A 21,755-nucleotide genomic window follows, 5' to 3' on the forward strand; every position below is an offset into this window, starting at 1 on the left:
CACAGCCGCAGGTCGGGTGACCTGCGGCTGCGGCGTCCCCGGGCGTCCCCGAAGGTCCCGCCGTACCGGGCGTCCGCTCGGGCCGACCACTCGCAGCCGCCCGCTCAGGCCGCCCGTTCCCCGGCCCGCAGCGCGACCCGGGCCGGGAGCCAGGTGCCCACCGCGGCGAGCGCGGCCGCGCCGGCGACGACGATCACGAGCTGCCCCACCGGCACGGCGACTCCGGCCGTCCCCCGGGTGATGCCCCGGGCGTAGGTGGTGAGCACCGCGAAGGCGATCCCGAGTCCGAGCACGGTGGCGATCACGACGGAGGCCGCGGTCTCCCAGCCGAGCATCCGGCGGACCTGGCGGCGGGTGGTCCCGATCAGCCGCAGCGCGGTGAACTCCTGGCGGCGGTCGGTGATGCTCATCGCGAGGGTGTTGAGGACGGCGATCGCCACGAAGGCGATGATCAGGCCGAGCGTGACGTAGCCGATCTGGGCGCTCACCCGGTTGCCCGCGGACTGCGCGGCGGCGCGGTCCAGGACGCCGATGCCGGGCTCGGCCCGCAGCGCCGAGGCCAGCGCCTCCCGGGAGACCCCCTCGCCCCGGACCAGCAGGTTGTCGTCGAGCGGGACGTCGACGTGCGCGGCGACCGGGCCGTGCGCCAGCGTCAGGTCACCGAAGCCCAGGCCCCGGGCGTACAGGGCGACGACGGTGACCTCGGCCGGGGTGCCGTCGGCGAGGGTGAGCCGGACCCGCTGGCCGAGCCGGTAGCCCAGCCCGTCCGCGGCCGCCGCCGTGCCGTCCGCCAGCGCGCCGAGATCGCCCGCGGTCACCGCGAGGTCCAGGGTGTCGGTCAGCCGCTCGGGCGTGACCGCCTGCACGCTGCGCCTGGTCAGGCCGTCGCGGACCTGGGTGTGCAGCACCCGGGTCACCGTCCGCACGCCGGGGACGGCGGCGACCGAGGCGGCTGCGGAGGCGGGGACGCGCGGCCCGACCACGAAGTCGGCGACGCTGCCGCGGTCGCGCTGCGCACCCGCAGCGCCGTCCACGGTGGTCTGGGTGAACAGGATGGTGCAGGCCATCGCGACCAGCAGGGTCAGCGGCGTGACCACCGAGGCCAGCCGGTGCGCGGCGGCCCGCAGGTTGTGGGCGGCGAGGTAGCCGCCGACCCGGGACGCCCGCAGCGGCAGGCCCAGCACCGCGACCCCGGCCCGGGCCACCAGCGGGCCGAGCAGGGACAGCGCCGTGCACCAGAGCAGGACGGCGACGAAGCAGGCCGGGGTGGAGGCCTGGTCCGAGTGCAGCACGGTGAGCACGGCGGTGAGCACGACGGAGCCCGCGGCCGCGACGACGCCGAGGACGATCCGCGCCCAGCCCGGCCGGGGCGGCTTGATCTCGGCCTCGCCGAGGGCCTCCACCGGCTTGATCGCGGTGGCCCGCCGGGCCGAGATCCGGGCGGCGCCCCAGCCGGCCAGCAGGGTGGCGCCGGCGGCGGCGATCGCGGGGAACGGGGAGAGCACCACGGGGAGGTTCGCGGGGATCACGTCCAGGGCGACGAACCGGTCCCGGAGCCAACTGCCCAGCGGCAGGCCGGCGGCGGCGCCCAGCACCCCGGCGGCCAGCCCCACCGCGAGCGCCTCGCCGCCGATCATCTTGCGGACCTGTCGCCCGGTCGCGGCGACGGCGCGCAGCACCGCGATCTCGCGCTGGCGCTGCTGGATCGAGAGGCCGAAGGTGCCGACCACGACCAGCAGGGCGACCAGCAGGGAGGTGCCGCCCAGCACACCGCCCATGCTGACCAGTCGGACCTGGGCGTTGGCGGCGTCGGGGAACTCCACCGGTCCGCGGTCGTCGCCGGTCCGGGCGAGGGCGACCGGGGCGACCTGCGTACCGGTGGCGGCGGTGGCGGTAGTGCTACCGGCCTGGGTGCTCCGGAGCAGGGCCGCGACGTCGGCGGCGGCCGACGGCGCCGCCGGGAACACGCCGATCGCACTGAACAGGCCGTCGTGGCCGGCCAGCTGCCGGGCCCGCTCGGGGGCGAAGAACACCCCGGCCTGGGCGTCGAAGACCTGGGCGGTGACGCCGACGACCCGCACGGTCAGCGTCTCCCCGGCGGTGCGGGCCCGCACGGTGGAGCCGACGGCGAGGTGGGTCCGGGCGGCCGTGCCGGCGTCCAGCACGACCTCGTCGGCGGCCGACGGCGCGGCCCCCGAGGCCAGGGTCAGGCCGGCCAGCGGCGCGGACTCCCAGCCGTGGCCCCAGGAGTTCGCCGTGGGGCCGCCGGGCAGCAGCACCGGGAACGTCACCTCGGTGCTGACGGACCGCACCGAGGGCAGCGCCGCGATCCGGTCGGCGAGCGCGGCGGGCACCCAGGCCCGGCCGGCGATCGGCTTGGCCTTCTCCTTGACCTTCCCCTTGCCCTTGTTCTGGACCTGGTGGACGTTCTGGTCCCCGGCGACCACGATCGGCGCGGCCGCGTAGCGCTCCGGCCGGACGCCGCCGAGCAGCCCGGTGGCCAACAGCGTCCCGCAGCCGCAGACCAGCGCGGCGGCGCAGAACAGGGCGACGAAGGCCCCGGCGAATCCGGCCTTGCGGTGCCGGAGGGTGGCTACGGCGAAGCTGAACATCATCGGTTCCACGCTCCCAGGCGGATCATGCGGTCGGCGACCTTGGCGGCGGTCGGCGCGGACATCGTGTCGGCGACCCGGCCGTCGGCCAGGAAGAGCACCTCGTCGGCGTAGGAGGCGGCGACCGGGTCGTGGGTGACCATGACGATGGTCTGGCCGAGCTCCTCGACGGTCTGCCGGAGCAGGGTCAGGACTTCGCGGGCGGTCATGGTGTCCAGGGCGCCGGTGGGCTCGTCGGCGAAGAGCACCTCGGGGTCCGAGATCAGCGCCCGGGCGATGGCGACGCGCTGCTGCTGGCCGCCGGAGAGCTGGCCCGGGCGGTGTCCGGTCCGCTCCCGCAGCCCCACCCGCCCGACCAGCGCGGCCAGCCTGGAGGCGTCGGCCCGGCGGCCCGCCAGGCGCAGCGGCAGCGTGATGTTCTGCTCGACGGTCAGCGACGGGACGAGGTTGAACGACTGGAACACGAACCCCGCGCGCTCCCGGCGCAGTTCGGTCAGCTTGGTCTCGCTGAGCCGCGACAGGTCGGTGTCCCCCAGCCGGACCGTCCCGGAGCTCGGCCGGTCCAGCCCGGCCGCGCAGTGCAGGAAGGTGCTCTTGCCCGAACCGGAGGGCCCCATCACCGCGGTGAAGCCGCCCTTGGGCAGCCGCACCGTCACCTCGCGCAGCGCGGCGACCGCGCCCCGCCCCTTGCCGTACACCTTGCTCACAGCTTCCAACGTGATCGCTTCGCTCATGCCTCCAGCCTGCCGAGCCGCGAACTCCCGGCCCAGGGACCGGATCACGAGCGACCCGTGACATCGTCACGGGTAGGGTCGTCGCATGATCAGACTCCTGCTGGCGGAGGACCAGCACGTGGTGCGCGGCGCGCTGGTGGCACTGCTGGAGCTGGAGCCCGACCTGGAGGTCGTCGCCCAGGCCGGCTCGGCCGACGACGTGGTGCCGCGCGCCCTCGTCGCCCTGCCCGACGTCGCGGTGCTCGACATCGAGATGCCCGGGCGCACCGACGGTCTCCAGGCAGCCGCGGCACTGAAGGAGAAGGTGCCGAACTGCCGTACCTTGATGCTCACTTCGAACGGCCGCCCCGGACTGCTCCGCCGCGCCCTGGACGCCAAGGTCGACGGCTTCCTGCTGAAGACCGCCCCGCCGGAGGAGCTGGTGGCGGCGATCCGGCAGGTGGCCGGCGGCGGCCGGGTGCTCGACCGGGGGCTCGCCGTCGCGGCCTGGGACCTCGCGGACAACCCGCTGACACCGCGGGAGAACGACGTGCTGCGGGAGCTGGCCGAGGGCGCCGAGCCCCCGGAGATCGCGGCGCGGCTGCACCTGTCGACGGGGACGGTCCGCAATGTGCTGACCGCGGTGGTCGGCAAGCTCAACGCCCGCAACCGGACTGACGCGGTACGCATCGCGCGTGAGGCGGGCTGGCTGTAGCCGCCGCGCCCGCCCGCCCCCGGCGCTCCGGGCGTCAGCCCGCGGTGACCGCCCCACGCAGCACCGGCCTCAGCCCGCGGGCACCTCGGCGCGCAGCAGGTACCAGCCGTCGTCCGGACCGGCCGCCAGGGTGCCGCCGATCGCGGCGAGGCGGACGGTCAGCCCACCGATCCCGGAGCCTGGCGCGCTGACGCCGTCCGGCGCCCCGTCGTTCTCCACCTCCAGCCGCACCGCGTCCCCGGCCACCGAGGTGGCGATGCGCGCGTGGCGGGCGGCGCTGTGCCGCAGGATGTTGGTGACCGCCTCCCGGAGGACCACGCTCAGCACGGCGCCGGCCCCCGCCGGCACCGGGACGTCGTCGACCTCCACCGTGATCGCCGCCGCCTCCAGCACCCCGGCGGCCGAGGCGAGTTCGGCCTCGAAGGACAACCGGGGGCTGTCACTCACCACCGTCCGCAGTTCGGTCTCGCCGCGTTCGGCCAGCCGCACGATGTCCCGCAGCTCGGCCCGGCCGCGGTCGGGGTCCGTGGCCGCCAGCCGCCGGGCCAGCTCGGCCTTGAGCAGGATCGCGGTCAGTCCGTGGCCGAGCAGGTCGTGCAGGTCACGGGCGGCGCGCAGGCGCTCGGTCACCACCGCGGCGCGGGTCAGCCCCGCCCCCGCCCGCTGGAGCTCCCGCACCAGCCGGGCCAGCCGCAGGACGCCGTAGACCACGACGCAGGTGATCAGGGCGTCGACGGCGGCGAGCAGCACGGGCACCGGCCCGCCGCCGGTGAGCACACCGCCCGCCACCGCCGCCGCGACGGCGAGAGCCGCGCCGGCCCGGAGCGGGAGGGCGAACAGCAGCGCACCCGCGAGGATGCCGACCGCGCCGATCCAGTTCCGCCCGGACCAGGGCAGCGGAACGAGGGCGATCACCGCCGAGGCGAGCAGCACGGTCCGGGCGTGGCGCGGCGAGTCCCGGGTCGCGAAGCGGATCTGGAGCAGGCAGAAGACCAGCAGGCAGGGTGCCCCGAGCGCGAGCAGCGGCACCGGGACGAGCAGCACGGCCTTGACGAAGAAGGTGCCCAGGACGAGGAGGTACAGGCCGAGCACGGTCCGCAGCTCGGGCGGGTCGGCCGCCTCCGCCGGCGCGGGCGTGGCCGCGACCGCCGCCTCGACGGCGAAGCGCCCGTCCGGCTCCAGACCGGCCGTCAGCCGACCGCCGACCTCGCGGACCCGGTCGGCGAGGCCGTCGAGCAGATCGGCGCCGAGCGCGGCCGTCGGCACGCCGTCACTGACCACCCGCAGCACCACCTGCCCGGCCCGCTCCCCGGTGACGATCTCGCACCGCCGCGCGTCACCGACCCGCACCACCGCCGTGACCGCCTCACGCAGCACCGCCGCCAGCACCGTCCCGGCCGGCCCGAGCGGCTCCGAGTGCCCGACCCGCAGGTCCGCCGTGATGCCCGCGGACGCCAGCAGCGCCCGGGCGCTCGCCGCCTCGGGGGCCAGCGACAGGCTGCGCAGCTCCGCCGCCGTGGCCCGGGTCGCCGCCAAGGTCCGCCGCGCCGCGCCGATGAGGTCCGCCAGGACGCCCGGATCGTCCCGGAGCGCCAGATCGCGGACCTCCTTCAACCCCTCGGTGAGCCCGCTCCGCAGCCCGGTCGCGATCCGCAGCCGCTCGGCGGTCACCGCGGCCGCCGCCAGCGCGAGCCGGGCCGCGTGCACCCGCGCCGCGAACAGCGCGAGCGTGGTGACGGCGTACAGCATCACGCCGCCGATCGCGACGATGAGCGTCATGTCGACGGCGTCCCGCACACTGCCCGACCGCACCAGCTCGATCAGGGCCGCGGAGGCGCCGAACAGCGGCACCAGCACCCGGCGCCGTTCCAGCAGCAACGAGGCGGCCGGGAGACAGAGCAACCCGACCGACACCCCGAACCCCAGCACCGCGACATACCCGACGGCCAGCTCCACCGCCGTCCCGACGCCCGGCGGCACCACCCCCAGCACCCGCCGCACCGCCGACGAACTGTGCCGCAGCTGCACCACCACCAGCACGACGCACGCCACGACCACGGCCACCCCGGCCCCCGGCTCCCCCGGAACCCGCGCCAGCCCCTTCAACAGGTGCACCGAAGCCACCGCGGCAGCCGCCGCCCCCACCAGCCCCCGCGCCGGCCACCCCGCCCGCGCCCCCACATCCACCCCCGCCACCCGGCGCATGCTACGCGGAACCCGATCAAGCGGCGCCCCGGACCCCACCCCCGAATCCGCCCCGAAAAACAGCGAAACCGCAGATCCGAAGACCTGCGGTTTCGCCATGAAGAGCGGGCGACGAGAATCGAACTCGCGCTATAAGCTTGGGAAGCTCATGTTCTACCATTAAACTACGCCCGCCTGATGAGCCGTCAGAGACCGCTCGATCTGCGCCCACTGTACCCCATCCGTGACGCCCGTTGCACAGGTGGCCCGGGGTCGTGGCGGAGCCGCCCGGGGTGGGGGTGGAGGCGTACTGTGTGGGCCGCGTGAGAGTGCTCCGGCGGGTGGGTTCCGGGGCGGCGAGCCATCCTGCGGAATGTCCGGAACATCCCCTAATGTGACGCTGTCCCGAAGGCTCGGCCGTTCGGGGTGCGATGAGTACGGGTGAGTACCGGGGTAAGGATGGGAAGGGGACCGATGGAGCAGCGCGCCGTCGTTCGTTGTGCCGAGGGGCACCTGTTCAGCACCACCACGTTCCCGATGCAGAACCTCGGGCCGGGCCGGCTGGGGCCCGGGCGGCTGATCCGCTGCCCGCAGTGCGGGCGGATGCGCAGTTCGGTGCTGGCCGACGTACGGGAGCTGTCCGCGCCGCAACTGGCCCGGGCGATGCGGCTGGAGGCCGCGGAGTTCCTCGCCTGAGGGCGGGTACCAGGACGGACGGGGCCCCGGACGATTCGTCCGGGGCCCCGTCGTGCACGTAACCTCGGAGCGTGCTGCTCTCTGACAAGGACATTCGGGCCGAGATCGACAAGGGCCGGGTCGTGATCGACCCGTTCGACCCCGCGATGATCCAGCCGTCCAGTATCGATGTGCGACTGGACCGCTTCTTCCGGGTGTTCGAGAACCACCGGTATCCCCACATCGACCCCTCCGAGGAGCAGCCGGACCTGACCCGGCTGGTCGAGCCGGAGGGCGACGACGCGTTCATCCTGCACCCCGGCGAGTTCGTGCTGGCGTCGACCTACGAGGTCATCTCGCTGCCGGACGACGTGGCCTCGCGGCTGGAGGGCAAGTCCAGCCTGGGCCGGCTCGGCCTGCTGACGCACTCCACGGCCGGCTTCATCGACCCCGGCTTCAGCGGGCACGTCACGCTGGAGCTGTCGAACGTCGCGACGCTGCCGATCAAGCTCTACCCGGGGATGAAGATCGGGCAGCTCTGCCTGTTCCGCCTCTCCTCGCCGTCGGAGCACCCGTACGGCTCGGCGCGGTACGGCTCGCGCTACCAGGGCCAGCGCGGCCCGACGCCGTCCCGGTCCTACCTGAACTTCCACCGCACGGACATCTGAGCCCGGACGGTCCCGAGCACACCGAGCGCACGCACAGCGGGCGGCCACCCCTCCGTCGAGGGGTGGCCGCCCGCGGCGTTCCCGGTGGTGCTCAGACCCGCTCGGGGCGGGTGACGGCGACCAGCTCGCTGCCGTCCTCGGAGAGCCGCAGCTCGGTGCGGAGCGCCGCCAGCTCGCCCAGGTGGTGCAGGTGGGTGCCGCCGCAGAAGATCTGCGCGGGGCCCTCGGGCAGCTCGCAGTGCCACTGGCGGCGGGCGGTCAGCTCGGGGCCGGGGACGTCGATGCGGACCGGCGCGTCGGCGGCGACCCAGGCGGCCAGCTGCCGGTTGACCGCCTCGGTGAGGTCGGGCAGGGCGTCGGCGAGGGCCGGGAACTCGTCGGTCGCCTCGGCGGTGAAGCCCTTCTTGCGCAGCGACTTGCCGAGCCGGTAGGTGTCGGTGCTCGCCTCGGTGTCCATCACGGAGCTCGCCATCGCGAGGCTGTCGAAGTCCGGGTTGCCGAAGGCGTCGGCGCGGCCCGGGTCCTTGCGCCAGCGCGGCGCGAGGGCCGCGTTCAGGGCGAGCGCGAGCAGGTGGCAGCCGCTGTGCGAGGCGCAGAGGGCGGCGCGCCGGCCCGGGTCGACGGCGAGCGTCGCGGTCTTGCCGACGAGGCCGTCCGGGGCCCCCTCGACCACGTGCAGGACCAGCCAGGACCACTCCTCGTCGCCGCGCCGGACCGGGATGTCGGCGCCGACCAGCGGCGCGCCGCCGTCCGGGCCCACCGCACCGGTCAGGCAGTCGACGACGGCCAGTTCGGTGCCGTCCACGGTCAGGGTGCCGAGGTCGGCCGGCTGGTCGGGCCAGGTGTGGTCGAGCGGGTGGAACGGCGTCGCCGCGGTGACGACCGCGTGGCGGCCGCCGTCCAGCGGGTGCACCGCGAGCACCGGGGACTCGCCGGTCACCGCCCCGGCCGGGAAGCTGACGTGGGTGGTGGGGAGGGTCATGCCTGGCTCCGTGCGCGTGAGGGTGGTGGACGTGAGGGTGGTGGAAGCGGAACGGGCCCCGCAGGCGGGGCCCGTCGACCATTCTCCCCCGGGCCCGCGCCGCGCCTTCGCCGGTTCCTCGACCGGGAACGGACCGGCCGACCGACCCCGGGACGGGCAGGCCGACCGACCGACCGGGAACGGACCGGCCGACCGACCCCGGAACGGGAAGGCCGGCCAGCCCCGGAGCGGACAGGTCGACCGGCCCAGGGGGACAGCCAGGGTGGACAGGAGGCTGATCAGCCCAGGGTGGGCAGCTTGATCAGCACCAGCAGCGCCAGCAGCTGGAGCGCGGCGGCGCCGGCCGCCTTGCCCCACGGCAGGTCGTGCACCCGGCGGACCATCGTGGTCAGCAGGACGGCGCAGAACAGCCAGGTGGCCCAGCCGACGACCTGGACGACGAGGTTGTCGGACGGCAGCACGAGCGCCAGCAGCAGCCGGGGCGCGTCCGTCGTCCAGCCGATCAGCACGGCGAGGCCGACCGTCGACTTCCACGGGCCGTCCCCGCCGAACTGGCGGGCCAGCGCGTAGGTGACCGCGCCGAGCGTGGCGCCGGCCACGGTGAAGCCGATCGCGGCGACGACCATCGCGGTGAGCGCGCTGGTGAAGGTCGAGTTGACCACGTCGTCGTGGGTCAGGCCGATGCCCAGCACGGCCAGCGCGCCGTACAGCAGCGAGACGGTGAGCGCGGGCAGCCAGACCTGGTGGTCGCGGGTGCGGTCGAAGGTGGCCGTCGGGTTGCGGAAGATCCCGATCAGCAGCTCGCGCCAGCGCGGGCGCGGGCCGGTGGCGTGCGGGGCGGCCTGGCCGCCGGCCCGGTACACCGCGACGTTGTCCGGCTGACCGTCCTGGCCGTGGCCGTAGGCCTGGTCGTAGCCCTGGTCGTGCCCTTGGTCGTAGCCCTGGCCATAACCCTGCTCGTAGCCCTGCTCGTACCCCTGCGGGTACGGCTGCTGCCCGTACTCCGCCGGGTACCCCTGCTGCGGGTACGGCTCGCCCGCGTACGGGTCGCCGCCGGTCGGGAAGGCCCGGGTGTGCCCCGGCTGGTCGGCCGCGTACGGGTCGTACCCGCCGGCCTGGGGACCGCCGTGCCCGCCGGGGGACGGCGCCCCCGGCCGCGGTGCCGTTCCCCGGTGCGGAGCGGTGAAGTACTCCGGACCGTCCGCCTGCCCGTACCCCCCGGGCGCCCCCGCCGACGGGGGAGGAGCCGACCACCCGCCACGGGGGTCGGCGCCCTGACCGCTGTCGTATCGATTACCAGCCACGCTCCGAAGGTACCCGTCCGGCCGACTCCGTGTCGGTCGGGCACCGAGCCGGAGCCGGTTTGCAGCGAGCCTGTGACGACGGCGCCCCGGGCGGGGCCCGGGGCGCCGTGTCGGGCGGGTCCTACCGCTGCGCGCTCACGGCCGGCGCGTGCACCGCCGCGGCCGCCGAGGCACCGGCCGGGCAGCCGCCCGGGCCGGCCGAGGTGCGGACGGCGCCGACCGGCAGCAGCGTGCCGCAGGCCACCCGGATGCCGTTCGGCAGCTCGTTGTCCGACTCGACGATCGCGCCGTCGCCGATCACCGCGCCGTCCAGCGCCGTCCGGTCGCCGACGGTCGCGTACGCGCCCACGATCGAGTCCTTGACCAGGGTGTCCGGGCCGATGGACGCGCCGGGCAGGATCACGCTGCCCTCGACGATCGCGCCGGCCTCGATCACCGCGCCCGCGGAGACCACGGTCCCGCCGCTCAGCACGGCGCCGGGGTGCACGGTGGCACCGGGCAGCAGCAGGGCGTCACCGGTGGGGCCGGGGACGGCCGGGGAGTCGACCTTGCCGAGGACCAGGTCGGCCGAGCCGCGGACGAAGGCCGCCGGCGTCCCGAGGTCCAGCCAGTACGAGGTGTCGACCACACCGCGCAGCAGCGCGCCGGTGGCCAGCAGCTCGGGGAAGGTCTCGCGCTCGACGGAGACCTCGCGCCCGGCCGGGATCCGGTCGATCACCGAGCGGGTGAAGACGTAGCAGCCGGCGTTGATCTGGTCGGTGACGATCTGCTCGGGCGTCTCCGGCTTCTCCAGGAACTCCAGCACCCGCCCGTCCTCGTCGGTCGGGACGAGCCCGAAGGCGCGCGGGTCCTCGACCCGGGTGAGGTGCAGCGTGACGTCGGCCCCGGCGGCCACGTGGCCGTCGCGCAGGGCCGCGATGTCGACGCCGGACAGGATGTCCCCGTTGAAGATCAGGACCGGCTCGTCGGGGCCGCAGGTCAGCCCGGAGGCCGCGTTGCGGATCGCGCCACCGGTGCCGAGCGGCTCCCGCTCGGTCAGGTAGACCAGCTCGATGCCGTACGGCGTCCCGTCCTGGAAGTGGTCCTCGAAGACCTCGGCCAGGTAGGAGGTGGCGAGCACCACGCGGGTCACCCCGGCCGCGGCCGCGCGGGCCAGCTGGTGCGCGATGAACGGGACGCCCGCCACGGGGAGCATGGGCTTGGGGGTGTGGGTGGTCAGCGGACGCAGTCGCGTGCCCTTACCACCGACCAGCATGATCGCCTCGGTCATGGTCTGCGCTGTTCCCCTTGTGGTCTCCGCGGCCCGGCCCGGCGGGCCGATACCTCCGTCAGTGGTCTGGAAACCCGTCCGGACGGCCGGCACGGGTCGACCGGCACAGGGCCGGTCCGGCGCCTACTGTATTTCCTTCCGACCCGGGCCCGGTCGGGCGGGCGGGCGGTTGGCGTCCCGCCCACCGCGCGGCGCTCCGGAGAACGCCGCGCCAAGTCCGGTGGAAGACCGGGTGCGAGCCGCACCGGAGCCCGGCGAAAAGCCCGACCCGGCGGGCGCTCGTCGCACCCACCGGGCCGGGCAGTTGTAGCAGAACTGTCGAACAGCCGGGCGGTCGTGGCCCGGGCCGACCGCCCTCGGGCCGGAGGCACCGGGCCGACCGTCACCGGTCAGGCGTCACCGGTCAGGCGTCGACGGTCTCCGCCGGCTCCGCCGGCTCGGCCGGCGGCAGTGCCTTCACCGAGTCGAGCAGCAGCTGGGCGACGTCGACCACCTTCAGGTGCTCCTTGGCCGCGCCCTCGTTCTTCTTCCCGTTGACCGAGTCGGAGAGCATCACCAGGCAGAACGGGCAGGCGGTGGAGACGATGTCGGGGTTGAGCGACAGCGCCTCGTCCACGCGCTCGGTGTTGATCCGCTTGCCGATGCGCTCCTCCATCCACATCCGCGCGCCACCGGCGCCGCAGCAGAAGCCGCGCTCCTTGTGGCGGTGCATCTCCTGCTGGCGCAGACCGGGGACCTTGTCCATGATCTCGCGCGGCGGGCTGTAGACCTTGTTGTGCCGGCCCAGGTAGCAGGGGTCGTGGTAGGTGATCAGGCCCTCGACCGGGTTCACCGGGACGAGCTTGCCCTCGTCGATCAGGTGCTGCAGCAGCTGGGTGTGGTGGATGACCTCGAAGTGGCCGCCCAGCTGCGGGTACTCGTTGGCGATGGTGTTGAAGCAGTGCGGGCAGGTGGCGACGATCCGCTTCTTCGGAGCGTCCTCCAGCGCCGCGTTCAGGGTCTCGACGTTCTGCGCGCCGAGCATCTGGAAGAGGAACTCGTTGCCCAGGCGGCGGGCGGAGTCACCGGTGCAGGACTCCTCCTTGCCGAGGATCGCGAACTGCACGCCGGCGGTGTGCAGCAGCTCCGCGAAGGCCTTGGTGGTCTTCTTGGCGCGGTCCTCCAGGGCGCCGGCGCAGCCGACCCAGTAGAGGTACTCGACCTCGGCGGGGTCGATGTCCTCACCGATCACCGGCACCTCGATGCCGGTCTCCTTCTTCAGCTCCTTGACCCAGTCCAGGCGGGCCTTGGTGGCCATGCCCCACGGGTTGCCCTTGTTCTCCAGGTTCTTGAGCATCGTCCCGGCCTCGGTCGGGAAGGAGCTCTCGATCATCACCTGGTAGCGGCGCATGTCGACGATGTGGTCGATGTGCTCGATGTCCACCGGGCACTGCTCGACGCAGGCGCCGCAGGTGGTGCAGGACCAGAGCACGTCGGGGTCGATGACCCCGCCCTCCTCGGCGGTGCCGATCAGCGGGCGCTCGGCCTCGGCGAGCGCCTCGGCGGGCACACCGGCCAGCTGCTCGGCGGTGGCGCGCTCCTCGCCCTCCATGTCCTTGCCGCCGCCGGCGAGCAGGTACGGCGCCTTGGCGAAGGCGTGCTCGCGCAGGCTCATGATCAGCAGCTTGGGCGAGAGCGGCTTGCCGGTGTTCCAGGCGGGGCACTGCGACTGGCAGCGGCCGCACTCGGTGCAGGTGGAGAAGTCGAGGATGCCCTTCCAGGAGAAGTGCTCGACCTGGGAGACGCCGAAGACGGCGTCGTCGGCCGGGTCCTCGAAGTCGATCGGGGCGCCGCCGCTGGTCATCGGCCGCAGGGCGCCGAGCGCGGTGCCGCCGTCCTCCTCGCGCTTGAAGTAGATGTTGAAGAACGCGAGGAAGCGGTGCCAGGCCACGCCCATCGAGGGGTTGATGCCGATGGTGATCGCCCACGCGAAGGAGATGCAGATCTTCAGCATCGCGAAGAGGTAGATCAGGTTCTCCAGCGTGCCGTGCGCCAGGCCCTTGAAGGCCAGCACCAGCGGGTAGGAGACCAGGTACTTCGCCTCGTACAAGCCGACGTTCTCCAGCGCGCCCTCCAGGCCGCGCAGGATCATGATGCAGAGGCCGATGCCGAGGATCGTGTACTCGACGTAGAAGGCCTGCCAGGCGATCGAGCCGGCGAACCGGGACTTGCGGCCGGACCGCGACGGCAGGCTGAGCAGCCGGATCACGATCAGGGTCGCGATGCCCAGCGTGGTCAGCGTGCCGACCAGCTCGGTGAAGAGCTCGTACGGCAGCCAGCCGCCGAGCACCGGCAGCACGAACTCGGCGTCGAACAGCTGGAAGAAGGCGGTCAGCAGGGTGAGGCCGAGGGTGAAGAAGCCCACCGCGACGAACCAGTGCGCGATGCCGACGACGCCCCAGCGGTTCATCCTGGTGTGGCCGACGAACTCGACCGCCACGGTCTTCACCCGCTGGGCGGGCACGCCGAATCTGGTGGGGTCGGACTGACCCGTCCGCACCACCTTGAAGATGTACATCGCCGCACGGGCGGCGAGCGCGGTGCCGATCACAAACGTGACCAGCGAGATGACGATCGCTGCTAGCTGCATCGGCTCTCCGTCTCCTGCGGCTTCCTGGTGAGAGTTTCTACGCGTGCGAGTGTACTCGTCGGTAACTTGCCGGGCCGACGGCCCGGACATTACCGCCCGTCAACACTTCTCCAGAAGATGCTCAAGGTATGGCGGCAGTCACGCGAGCCCGGCGCACCACGCCTTCCGGCGGGTCGGCGCGATTTTCGGCTCAGCAAAGTTGAGCCGTTGGGACTCATAGCTGTTGACGCCCTCCGCCGAGTCGTGCATCCTTGAGCCTGTAAAGCTCAACTCTTCCGTGGAGGTACCAACGATGGCACGCGCGGTCGGCATCGACCTCGGTACGACGAACTCGGTCGTCAGCGTCCTTGAGGGTGGCGAACCCACCGTCATCACGAACGCCGAGGGTGCGCGGACCACGCCGTCCGTCGTGGCCTTCGCCAAGAACGGCGAGGTGCTGGTCGGCGAGGTCGCCAAGCGCCAGGCGGTCACCAACGTCGACCGGACCATCCGCTCGGTCAAGCGCCACATGGGCACCGGGTGGAAGATCAACCTGGACGGCAAGGACTTCAACCCCCAGCAGATCAGCGCCTTCGTGCTGCAGAAGCTGAAGCGGGACGCCGAGGCCTACCTGGGCGAGACGGTCACCGACGCCGTCATCACCGTCCCGGCCTACTTCTCCGACTCGGAGCGCCAGGCGACCAAGGAGGCCGGTGAGATCGCGGGCCTCAACGTCCTGCGCATCGTCAACGAGCCCACCGCGGCCGCCCTGGCCTACGGCCTGGACAAGGACGACCAGACCATTCTGGTCTTCGACCTCGGCGGCGGCACCTTCGACGTGTCCCTGCTGGAGATCGGCGACGGGGTCGTCGAGGTGAAGGCCACCAACGGTGACAACCACCTCGGTGGTGACGACTGGGACCAGAAGGTCGTCGACCACCTGGTCAAGGTCTTCCAGGCCGGCCACGGCGTGGACCTGTCCAAGGACAAGATGGCCCTCCAGCGTCTGCGCGAGGCCGCCGAGAAGGCCAAGATCGAGCTGTCCTCGTCCTCCGAGACCTCGATCAACCTGCCCTACATCACGGCCTCCGCCGAGGGCCCGCTGCACCTGGACGAGAAGCTCACCCGCGCCCAGTTCCAGCAGCTCACCTCCGACCTGCTGGAGCGCTGCAAGGTCCCGTTCCACAACGTCATCAAGGACGCCGGCATCGCGCTGTCCGAGATCGACCACGTGGTCCTGGTCGGCGGCTCGACCCGGATGCCCGCCGTCGCCGAGCTCGTCCGCGAGCTGACCGGCGGCAAGGACGCCAACAAGGGCGTCAACCCGGACGAGGTCGTCGCGATCGGCGCCGCGCTCCAGGCCGGTGTCCTCAAGGGCGAGGTCAAGGACGTCCTGCTGCTCGACGTCACCCCGCTGTCCCTCGGCATCGAGACCAAGGGCGGCATCATGACCAAGCTGATCGAGCGCAACACCACGATCCCGACCAAGCGCTCGGAGATCTTCACCACGGCCGAGGACAACCAGCCGTCCGTGCAGATCCAGGTCTACCAGGGCGAGCGCGAGATCGCCGCGTACAACAAGAAGCTCGGCATGTTCGAGCTGACCGGTCTCCCGCCGGCCCCCCGCGGCCTGCCCCAGATCGAGGTCACCTTCGACATCGACGCCAACGGCATCATGCACGTCGGCGCCAAGGACCTCGGCACCGGCAAGGAGCAGAAGATGACCGTCACCGGCGGCTCCGCGCTGCCGAAGGACGACATCGAGCGCATGATGCGCGAGGCCGAGCAGTACGCGGAGGAGGACCACAAGCGCCGCGAGTCGGTCGAGACCCGCAACCAGGCCGAGCAGCTCGTCTACTCGACCGAGAAGTTCATCGCGGACAACGCGGAGAAGCTCCCGGCCGACGTCAAGACCGAGGTCGAGACCGCCATCGGCGAGCTCAAGGAGACCCTGAAGGGCGAGGACATCGCGGCCATCCGCGAGGCCTCCGAGAAGGTCTCCACCACCGCCCAGAAGCTCGGCCAGGCGCTCTACGCCAACGCCGACGCCGCCGGTGCCGCGCCGGCCGGTGACGCCGCCGGCGCCAAGGACGACGACGTCGTCGACGCCGAGATCGTGGACGACGAGAAGCCCAAGGGCGGTGCGGCATGACGGAGAAGCCGCAGGGTGCTGAGCCCGGCGACGACTCCGCCGCCGAGGAGGCCGTGATCGAGGCCGCCGAGGAGGCCGCGGCAGCCGGTGACACCACCGGTGCCGCGGGCGACGCCGCCGCCAAGCAGCTCGCCGAGCGGACCGCCGACCTCCAGCGCCTTCAGGCCGAGTACCAGAACTACCGCAAGCGGGTCGAGCGGGACCGTCTGACGGTCCGCGAGATCGCGGTCTCCAACATCCTGGAGTCCCTGATCCCGGTGCTGGACGACATCGGCCGGGCCCGCGAGCACGGCGAGGTGACGGGCGGCTTCAAGTCCGTCGCCGAGTCGCTGGAGACGGTCGTGGCCAAGCTGGGCCTCCAGCAGTTCGGCAAGGAGGGCGAGCCCTTCGACCCGACCATGCACGAGGCGCTGATGCACAGCTACTCCTCGGACGTCACCGAGGACACCTGCGTCCAGATCCTCCAGCCCGGCTACCGGATCGGCGAGCGGATCATCCGCCCGGCGATGGTGGCGGTCGCGGAGCCCCAGCCGGGCACCCAGACCACCTCCGCGCCGGACGCCGAGTCGGCGAAGTCCGCGGAGTCGGACAAGGCTGACGGTGGCGCGGACAGCTGACACCCCGTGCGCTGCGGAGTCGTACGCCGGCCAGTACGGCGGCCGGCTCCGCAGCGCCGTATCCGTTGACCCGGTTCCCCGCGGCGGGGAGTCCGGTGGATCCGTGGCCGGCGGGCCCACCCGCGCCGGATCCCTACCTGTTGACTCCGGGAGGTGGCGGCAGCCATGAGCGAACGAGTGGAGAAGGACTACTACAAGGTCCTCGGCCTGCCCAAGGACGCCTCCGCCACCGAGATCAAGAAGACGTACCGCAAGCTGGCGCGCGAGTTCCACCCCGATGCGAACACGGGCGACGCCAAGGCCGAAGAGCGCTTCAAGGACATCTCCGAGGCCTATGACGTCCTGTCGGACGAGAAGCGCCGCAAGGAGTACGACGAGGCGCGCACGCTCTTCGCCAACGGCGGCTTCCGCTCCGGCGGGCCCGGCGGGGGCAGCTACAGCTTCGACTTCGGCGACCTCTTCAGCGGCAGCCAGGGCGGCGGCGCCGGCGGCGGCGGGATCGGCGACGTCTTCGGCGGCCTGTTCAACCGCGGCGGCCGGCAGGCCCAGCCGCGGCGCGGCGCGGACGTCGAGACCGAGGTGACGCTCTCCTTCGAGGAGGCGGTGGACGGCGCGACCGTCCCGCTGCGGATGACCAGCCAGGCCGCCTGCCGCACCTGCAGCGGCACCGGCGCCAAGGCCGGCACCACCCCGCGGGTCTGCCCGACCTGCGTCGGCGCCGGCACCGTCAGCCGGGGCCAGGGCGCCTTCGCGCTGTCCGAGCCGTGCCGGGACTGCCGCGGCCGCGGCATGATCGTCGACGACCCGTGCGCCGACTGCCACGGCAGCGGCCGGGCCAGTTCGGCCCGCACCATGCAGGTCCGGATCCCGGCCGGCGTCCAGGACGCCCAGCGCATCCGGCTGAAGGGCAAGGGCGCCCAGGGCGAGCGCGGCGGCCAGTCCGGCGACCTCTACGTCACCGTGCACGTCGACGCGCACCCGGTCTTCGGGCGCAAGGCCGACAACCTGACGGTGACCGTGCCGGTGACCTTCCCCGAAGCCGCTCTGGGCGGCACCATCGAGGTGCCGACGCTCAACGGCCCCTCGGTGAAGCTCAGGCTGCCCCCGGGCAGTGCCAACGGCCTCACCCTGCGGGCCCGCGGCAAGGGCGCCACCCGCAAGGACGGCACCCGGGGCGACCTCCTGGTCACCGTGGAGGTCGTGGTGCCACAGCACGTCACCGGCGACGCGCTGACGGCCCTGGAGCAGTACCGCGAGGCCACCGCCTCCGACGACCCGCGAGCCGCCCTCTTCAAGGCGGCGAAGGGAGCGTGACGACCAGATGACCCCCGACAGCGGCCCGATCGGGCCCGGCATCGGCGAAGGCCTGCCCGGCGGCGCCCCGCGTGCCCGCCGTGCGGCACCGCCGCCGCACTACGTCCTCACCGAGGACACCCCGGTCTACGTGATCTCGGTCGCCGCCGAGCTCTCCGGCCTGCACCCGCAGACCCTGCGCCAGTACGACCGGCTCGGCCTGGTCTGTCCCGACCGCACCGCGGGCCGCGGCCGCCGCTACTCCAGCCGCGACATCCAGCAGCTGCGCGAGGTGCAGCGGCTGTCCCAGGACGAGGGCATCAACCTCGCCGGCATCAAGCGGATCATCGAGCTGGAGAACCAGGTCACCGCACTGCAGTCGCGGATCACCGAGCTGGTCGACTCGCTCGAAGGCGCCGCCTCCGCGCTCCAGCAGCGCGAGGCCGCCGTCCACGCCTCCTACCGGCGGGATCTCGTCCCCTACCAGCCGCCGAGCCAGTCCAGCGCACTGGTCGTCTGGCGCCCCAAGCGGTAACCCCGCCACCACGGCACCCGCCGCCGGCTCCCTCCTGATCGGGGGGTGCCGGCGGCTCGGTCGTCTGTGAGAGAGTGCTGGACCGGAGCGTGCCCCTGGCAGGCAGAGCTGTCGGTGGCAGTCCTTACCGGCCGTGACCGCGACCTAGGATGCCTGGTACAACCGACTTTAGAACGTTGACTACTTGTCCGGTCGACGACAGGGAGCCGAAGATGAGTGGGCGAGAGCAGCCCGGTCCCGCAGGTGGCGGATCGCGAATACTGTCTGCCGACGCCCGCTCGCTCTATCTCAGGACCGTCCACGGCAACGGCCGGCTGACAATCGGCGCCGGCCCGGGCGAGACCGCCGCGCTCCGCGAGCTCATGGACCTCGGTCTGCTCATTCCGGACAGTGACGAACCCGGCTCGCTCATCGCGGTCGACCCGGCCCAGCTCTCCTTCAGCCTGAGCTCCGCCTGGCAGCGCCAGGCCCTCGACCTGCTGGCCCGCGCGGTCGCCCTGCCGGCCGATCTCAGCGAATTGGCCGACGCCTTTCACAGCCCCGACCAGTCGGGCGGCCCCATCGAATACGTCCAGGGCAAAGCGCTCATCAATCAGCGCCTCCAGCAATGCATGGCCACCGGGATGACCGAGGGCCTCGCCATGCAGCCGGGCGGCCCCCGCCCGCCCGAGCTGCTCGCCGCGGGAATGGAACGGGACCTCAAGAGCCTGCAGCAGGGCGCTTCGATGCGCACGATCTACAACGCGAGCACCCGATACCACCAGCCCACCCGCGAATACGTGTCCCGGCTGGCGAAGGAGGGTTATCAGTTTCGCACCCTGGACGAGCCCTATGCCCGCCTCATCATTGTCGACCGGCGGCTCGCGGTAATTCCGGTGGGCGATGACGACCTGGCCGCTTTCATCCACGATCCGGCGGTCATCAAATATCTCGTGGAAGAGGTATTCGAGCGGAACTGGGGCCGGGCGCTGGAGTTCGACGGCGACACCACCGTCCCGCAGCAGGTGGTCTCCCGGCTGCGCCAGACGATCATCGACCTGCTTCTTTCCGGTACGAACCATCGGGTCATCGCCCGCAGACTCGGCATCAGCGAGCGCACACTGGCGCGACATATCGCCGAGATGCGGGAGGACTACAACGTCGATTCCCTGTTCCAGCTGGGCTACGTCCTCGGCCGGGCCGCGCAGCACCGGCCGGAGTGAGGGCCCCGAACGGCGGCGGGCGCCCGCGCCTGGAGCCTTTCGGCACTCGAACGTCCGCTATGACAGGGAGCGGTCAGCCCCAGTTCATGTCATTGGCGACGAGGTAAACGGCGGCCTTGGCACGGGAATCCCCGGCACCTGCGTCCACCTGCGGCTGCGTACCGTTTGACAGGACGCAGACACCGGCCAAAGCTCCGGCCGCGATGGCAATCGGAAGCACGACCTTGCGCACAAGCCTGGACATACGGGACACCAGCCCACTCCCTTTCCGAAAGTTGCTCTAGCCGAACTAATAGCACTGGAGTCCACATGATGCCGCACGCCGAGTTGTGGTGTCACCTCCCCGTTGTCCCCCGGCGGCGTCATCTCCCTGCCAGGCAGCCAGATGACAGGGCAGAAACCTGGACGCGAGCGTGACCACTGATAGACGATCAGTTCGCCCCCGATGGTCCAGCACCAGGTCAAAAACCTGTTGCTGTACGGTCAATTCTTCATCACCACAGGGCACTGGATCCACCTGAAGCAGCAACTACTCTCAACGCCTGCCGGCACCGTCCCCCAATCCGGTCGGCCTTCCCCCGGAGTCGACATGACCGAGCCCTACCTGCGTCACCACGACAGCCAGGCCCCCGAGGGCCGGCGTGCACGTGTGTTCCTGGCCGCGCCGCTGATGCGGTTGACCGGCCCGGCGGACAGCGTGGTGACCCTGGCCAGCCGGACGCGGCTGACGACACTTCGCACCACGCTCCTGCGCAGCGGTGCCGCCGTGTACAGCGCCCACCACAGTGACGCCTGGACGATCGCCGGCCGGGCCCCCGAGCCCCGGGTGCCGTCGGACTTCCGGGCGCTGCAGTCCGCCGACCTGGTCTTCGCCTACGTCGGTGCGCCGCTCTCCGCCGGTGTGAGCCTGGAGCTGGGCTGGGCGTCGGCGCTGCGCAAGCCGATCGTCCTGCTGGTGGACGAGGCGATCACGCACAACCCGCTGATCGCCACCATCGAGCAGGTCGCCCCGGTGCTGCCGCTGGTCTTCGACGACACCTGGTCGCAGGAGGCCCTCCACCACACCGTGGAGACCGCCCTCGACTGGGCCGGCATGGCGCTCTCGCTGCGCGAGGGTTTCTGGACCGCCCCCGGCGACCAGTTCAGCATCCCGCGCCAGCAGCCCCCGGTGGTCGGTCCGACCGGCTACTGGCCGACCGGCGCGGCGACCGGCTGACCCCGGCTCACCCATCGGACTCCCCCGGCCGGGCTCCCCGCATCTGCCAGCCGAGCTGGAAGAGCGTCTCCGCGTCGTAGAGCTCGCGCAGGCGCGAGATGTGACCGGCCACCGTCCGCTCGCTCAGCCCCAGCCGGCCGGCGATCGTCCGCTGCGTCAGCCCCTGCGACAGCAGCCGGCCGATCTGGTCGTGCACCGCCGGCTCGGTGGCGCCGGCGGCCAGCGCCGACCAGTTCACCCCCTCCGCCTGGCGCCACTGCTGCTCGAACACGTCCACCAGGAAGGCGACCGTCGCGGAGTCCTCCACCAGGGCCGCGCTGGTGTTGTCCGGCGCGGCCGGGATCAGCGCCACCCTGCGGTCGAAGATCAGCACCCGCCTGAACGGCGCGGCCAGGGTGCGGATCGGGCTGCCGAGCCGGGCCGACGCCGCCGCGTACTCGACCGTCGGCGCGTCGAGGCGGGCGCTCGCCTCGTAGATCGTGCGCATGGTGCCGCCGCGGGCGAGGTAGCGGCGGGTGTGCTCCAGCGCGTCCCGCATGTGGGCGGCCGGCCGGGCTCCGCCGGGCTGGGCCGCCCAGGCCTCGCGGTGGTGCTCGTCGGCGAGCTGTGAGATCAGGTGGCGGATCTGCCCCATGCCGGTGATCCGCCGGGCGCCGCCGGTGCGGTCCTCCCGGCCGGGCGCGGCGTCGTAGGCCTTCGTCAGGTCGTCGATCAGCTCCGGGACGAGCGCCGCCCGGGCCAGCAGGCGCGCCCCCTCCTCGCGCAGCCCGGCCCCGATCCGCTCGCCGACGGCACGCGGGTTCACCACGCTGTACACGCCGTCCGCGTAGCGCGGTGTGAGCAGCCCGACGTCGGTCAGCTGCCGGACCGACCGGGCGTCCTGGGCGCTCACCTCGGCGATCGGCAGCCGGCCGCCCTCGCGCAGGATGGTCCGGTACAGCTCGCGGGCGTCGGCGTCCGGCAGCGGGGCCTCGGTCATCGCGGCGTCGGTCATCGCGGCCTCAGTCAT

17 protein-coding genes, 1 tRNA gene and 1 pseudogene are annotated in these 21,755 nt (G+C 72.7%); 9 read left to right on the forward strand and 10 right to left on the reverse strand.

Annotation, left to right across the window (positions count from 1 at the left end; genetic code table 11):
• Positions 1-104 precede the first annotated feature (104 nt).
• Positions 105-2,615, reverse strand: a complete 2,511-nt coding sequence (locus ACIF6L_RS03605) for an FtsX-like permease family protein (protein ID WP_396486035.1) — start codon at positions 2,613-2,615, stop codon at positions 105-107.
• The gene (locus tag ACIF6L_RS03610) at positions 2,612-3,346 is read right to left on the reverse strand and encodes an ABC transporter ATP-binding protein (protein ID WP_396486036.1); all 735 of its coding nucleotides are present in this window, start codon (positions 3,344-3,346) and stop codon (positions 2,612-2,614) included. Before ACIF6L_RS03610 ends, ACIF6L_RS03605 begins: the two co-directional genes overlap by 4 nt.
• A gap of 85 nt (positions 3,347-3,431) precedes the next feature.
• Here ACIF6L_RS03610 and ACIF6L_RS03615 point away from each other — a divergent pair, with 85 nt between their 5' ends.
• Complete coding sequence (locus tag ACIF6L_RS03615) at positions 3,432-4,040, forward strand: response regulator transcription factor (protein WP_329488698.1); 609 nt, start codon at positions 3,432-3,434, stop codon at positions 4,038-4,040.
• Between the two features lie 69 nt (positions 4,041-4,109).
• On the opposite strand, the gene ACIF6L_RS03620 is transcribed toward ACIF6L_RS03615, so the two are convergent.
• Complete coding sequence (locus ACIF6L_RS03620) at positions 4,110-6,155, reverse strand: histidine kinase (protein ID WP_396486037.1); 2,046 nt, start codon at positions 6,153-6,155, stop codon at positions 4,110-4,112.
• 193 nt (positions 6,156-6,348) lie between these two features.
• Positions 6,349-6,419, reverse strand: a tRNA-Gly gene (locus ACIF6L_RS03625).
• Positions 6,420-6,698: 279 nt separating this feature from the next.
• Here ACIF6L_RS03625 and ACIF6L_RS03630 point away from each other — a divergent pair.
• Both ACIF6L_RS03630 and dcd read left to right on the forward strand, forming a co-directional pair.
• Entirely contained in the window at positions 6,699-6,920 is a 222-nt protein-coding gene (locus tag ACIF6L_RS03630; protein WP_329488707.1) for a hypothetical protein, read from the forward strand.
• Positions 6,921-6,991: 71 nt separating this feature from the next.
• Positions 6,992-7,567, forward strand: coding sequence for a dCTP deaminase (gene dcd / locus ACIF6L_RS03635; protein WP_329488708.1), 576 nt, complete (start codon positions 6,992-6,994; stop codon positions 7,565-7,567).
• Between the two features lie 91 nt (positions 7,568-7,658).
• Here dcd and ACIF6L_RS03640 read toward each other — a convergent pair whose 3' ends face one another.
• From ACIF6L_RS03640 to ACIF6L_RS03655, 4 genes and pseudogenes are all read right to left on the reverse strand, one after another.
• Positions 7,659-8,549, reverse strand: coding sequence for a metal-dependent hydrolase (locus tag ACIF6L_RS03640; RefSeq protein ID WP_396486038.1), 891 nt, complete (start codon positions 8,547-8,549; stop codon positions 7,659-7,661).
• A 278-nt stretch (positions 8,550-8,827) separates the two neighbouring features.
• Complete coding sequence (locus ACIF6L_RS03645) at positions 8,828-9,853, reverse strand: YIP1 family protein (protein WP_396486039.1); 1,026 nt, start codon at positions 9,851-9,853, stop codon at positions 8,828-8,830.
• 196 nt (positions 9,854-10,049) lie between these two features.
• Positions 10,050-11,123: pseudogene (locus ACIF6L_RS03650) on the reverse strand (sugar phosphate nucleotidyltransferase); the annotation flags it as partial.
• Between the two features lie 403 nt (positions 11,124-11,526).
• Positions 11,527-13,752, reverse strand: coding sequence for a (Fe-S)-binding protein (locus tag ACIF6L_RS03655; protein WP_396486040.1), 2,226 nt, complete (start codon positions 13,750-13,752; stop codon positions 11,527-11,529).
• Positions 13,753-14,044: 292 nt separating this feature from the next.
• Here ACIF6L_RS03655 and dnaK point away from each other — a divergent pair, with 292 nt between their 5' ends.
• The 5 genes from dnaK to ACIF6L_RS03680 all read left to right on the forward strand — a co-directional run bounded on the left by dnaK (position 14,045) and on the right by ACIF6L_RS03680 (position 19,530).
• The gene (gene dnaK, locus ACIF6L_RS03660) at positions 14,045-15,883 is read left to right on the forward strand and encodes a molecular chaperone DnaK (RefSeq protein WP_329488712.1); all 1,839 of its coding nucleotides are present in this window, start codon (positions 14,045-14,047) and stop codon (positions 15,881-15,883) included.
• Positions 15,880-16,500, forward strand: a complete 621-nt coding sequence (gene grpE, locus ACIF6L_RS03665; protein WP_329488713.1) for a nucleotide exchange factor GrpE — start codon at positions 15,880-15,882, stop codon at positions 16,498-16,500. Before dnaK ends, grpE begins: the two co-directional genes overlap by 4 nt.
• Positions 16,501-16,665: 165 nt before the next feature.
• Entirely contained in the window at positions 16,666-17,814 is a 1,149-nt protein-coding gene (gene dnaJ / locus ACIF6L_RS03670; RefSeq protein ID WP_329488714.1) for a molecular chaperone DnaJ, read from the forward strand.
• 7 nt (positions 17,815-17,821) lie between these two features.
• Positions 17,822-18,328, forward strand: coding sequence for a heat shock protein transcriptional repressor HspR (locus ACIF6L_RS03675; RefSeq protein WP_329488715.1), 507 nt, complete (start codon positions 17,822-17,824; stop codon positions 18,326-18,328).
• 212 nt (positions 18,329-18,540) lie between these two features.
• Entirely contained in the window at positions 18,541-19,530 is a 990-nt protein-coding gene (locus ACIF6L_RS03680) for a helix-turn-helix domain-containing protein (RefSeq protein WP_359804040.1), read from the forward strand.
• Positions 19,531-19,603: 73 nt separating this feature from the next.
• Here the strand turns inward: ACIF6L_RS03680 and ACIF6L_RS03685 are convergent, their stop codons facing one another.
• Entirely contained in the window at positions 19,604-19,762 is a 159-nt protein-coding gene (locus tag ACIF6L_RS03685; protein WP_352288445.1) for a hypothetical protein, read from the reverse strand.
• A 357-nt stretch (positions 19,763-20,119) separates the two neighbouring features.
• On the opposite strand from ACIF6L_RS03685, the gene ACIF6L_RS03690 reads away from it, so the two are divergent.
• A complete protein-coding gene (locus tag ACIF6L_RS03690) occupies positions 20,120-20,746 on the forward strand; it encodes a hypothetical protein (protein ID WP_329488718.1) in 627 nt (208 codons plus the stop codon).
• A gap of 7 nt (positions 20,747-20,753) precedes the next feature.
• Here the strand turns inward: ACIF6L_RS03690 and ACIF6L_RS03695 are convergent, their stop codons facing one another.
• Complete coding sequence (locus ACIF6L_RS03695) at positions 20,754-21,755, reverse strand: LuxR family transcriptional regulator (RefSeq protein ID WP_396486041.1); 1,002 nt, start codon at positions 21,753-21,755, stop codon at positions 20,754-20,756.

This window comes from Kitasatospora sp. NPDC086009 (assembly GCF_044540385.1).
Taxonomy (GTDB): domain Bacteria; phylum Actinomycetota; class Actinomycetes; order Streptomycetales; family Streptomycetaceae; genus Kitasatospora.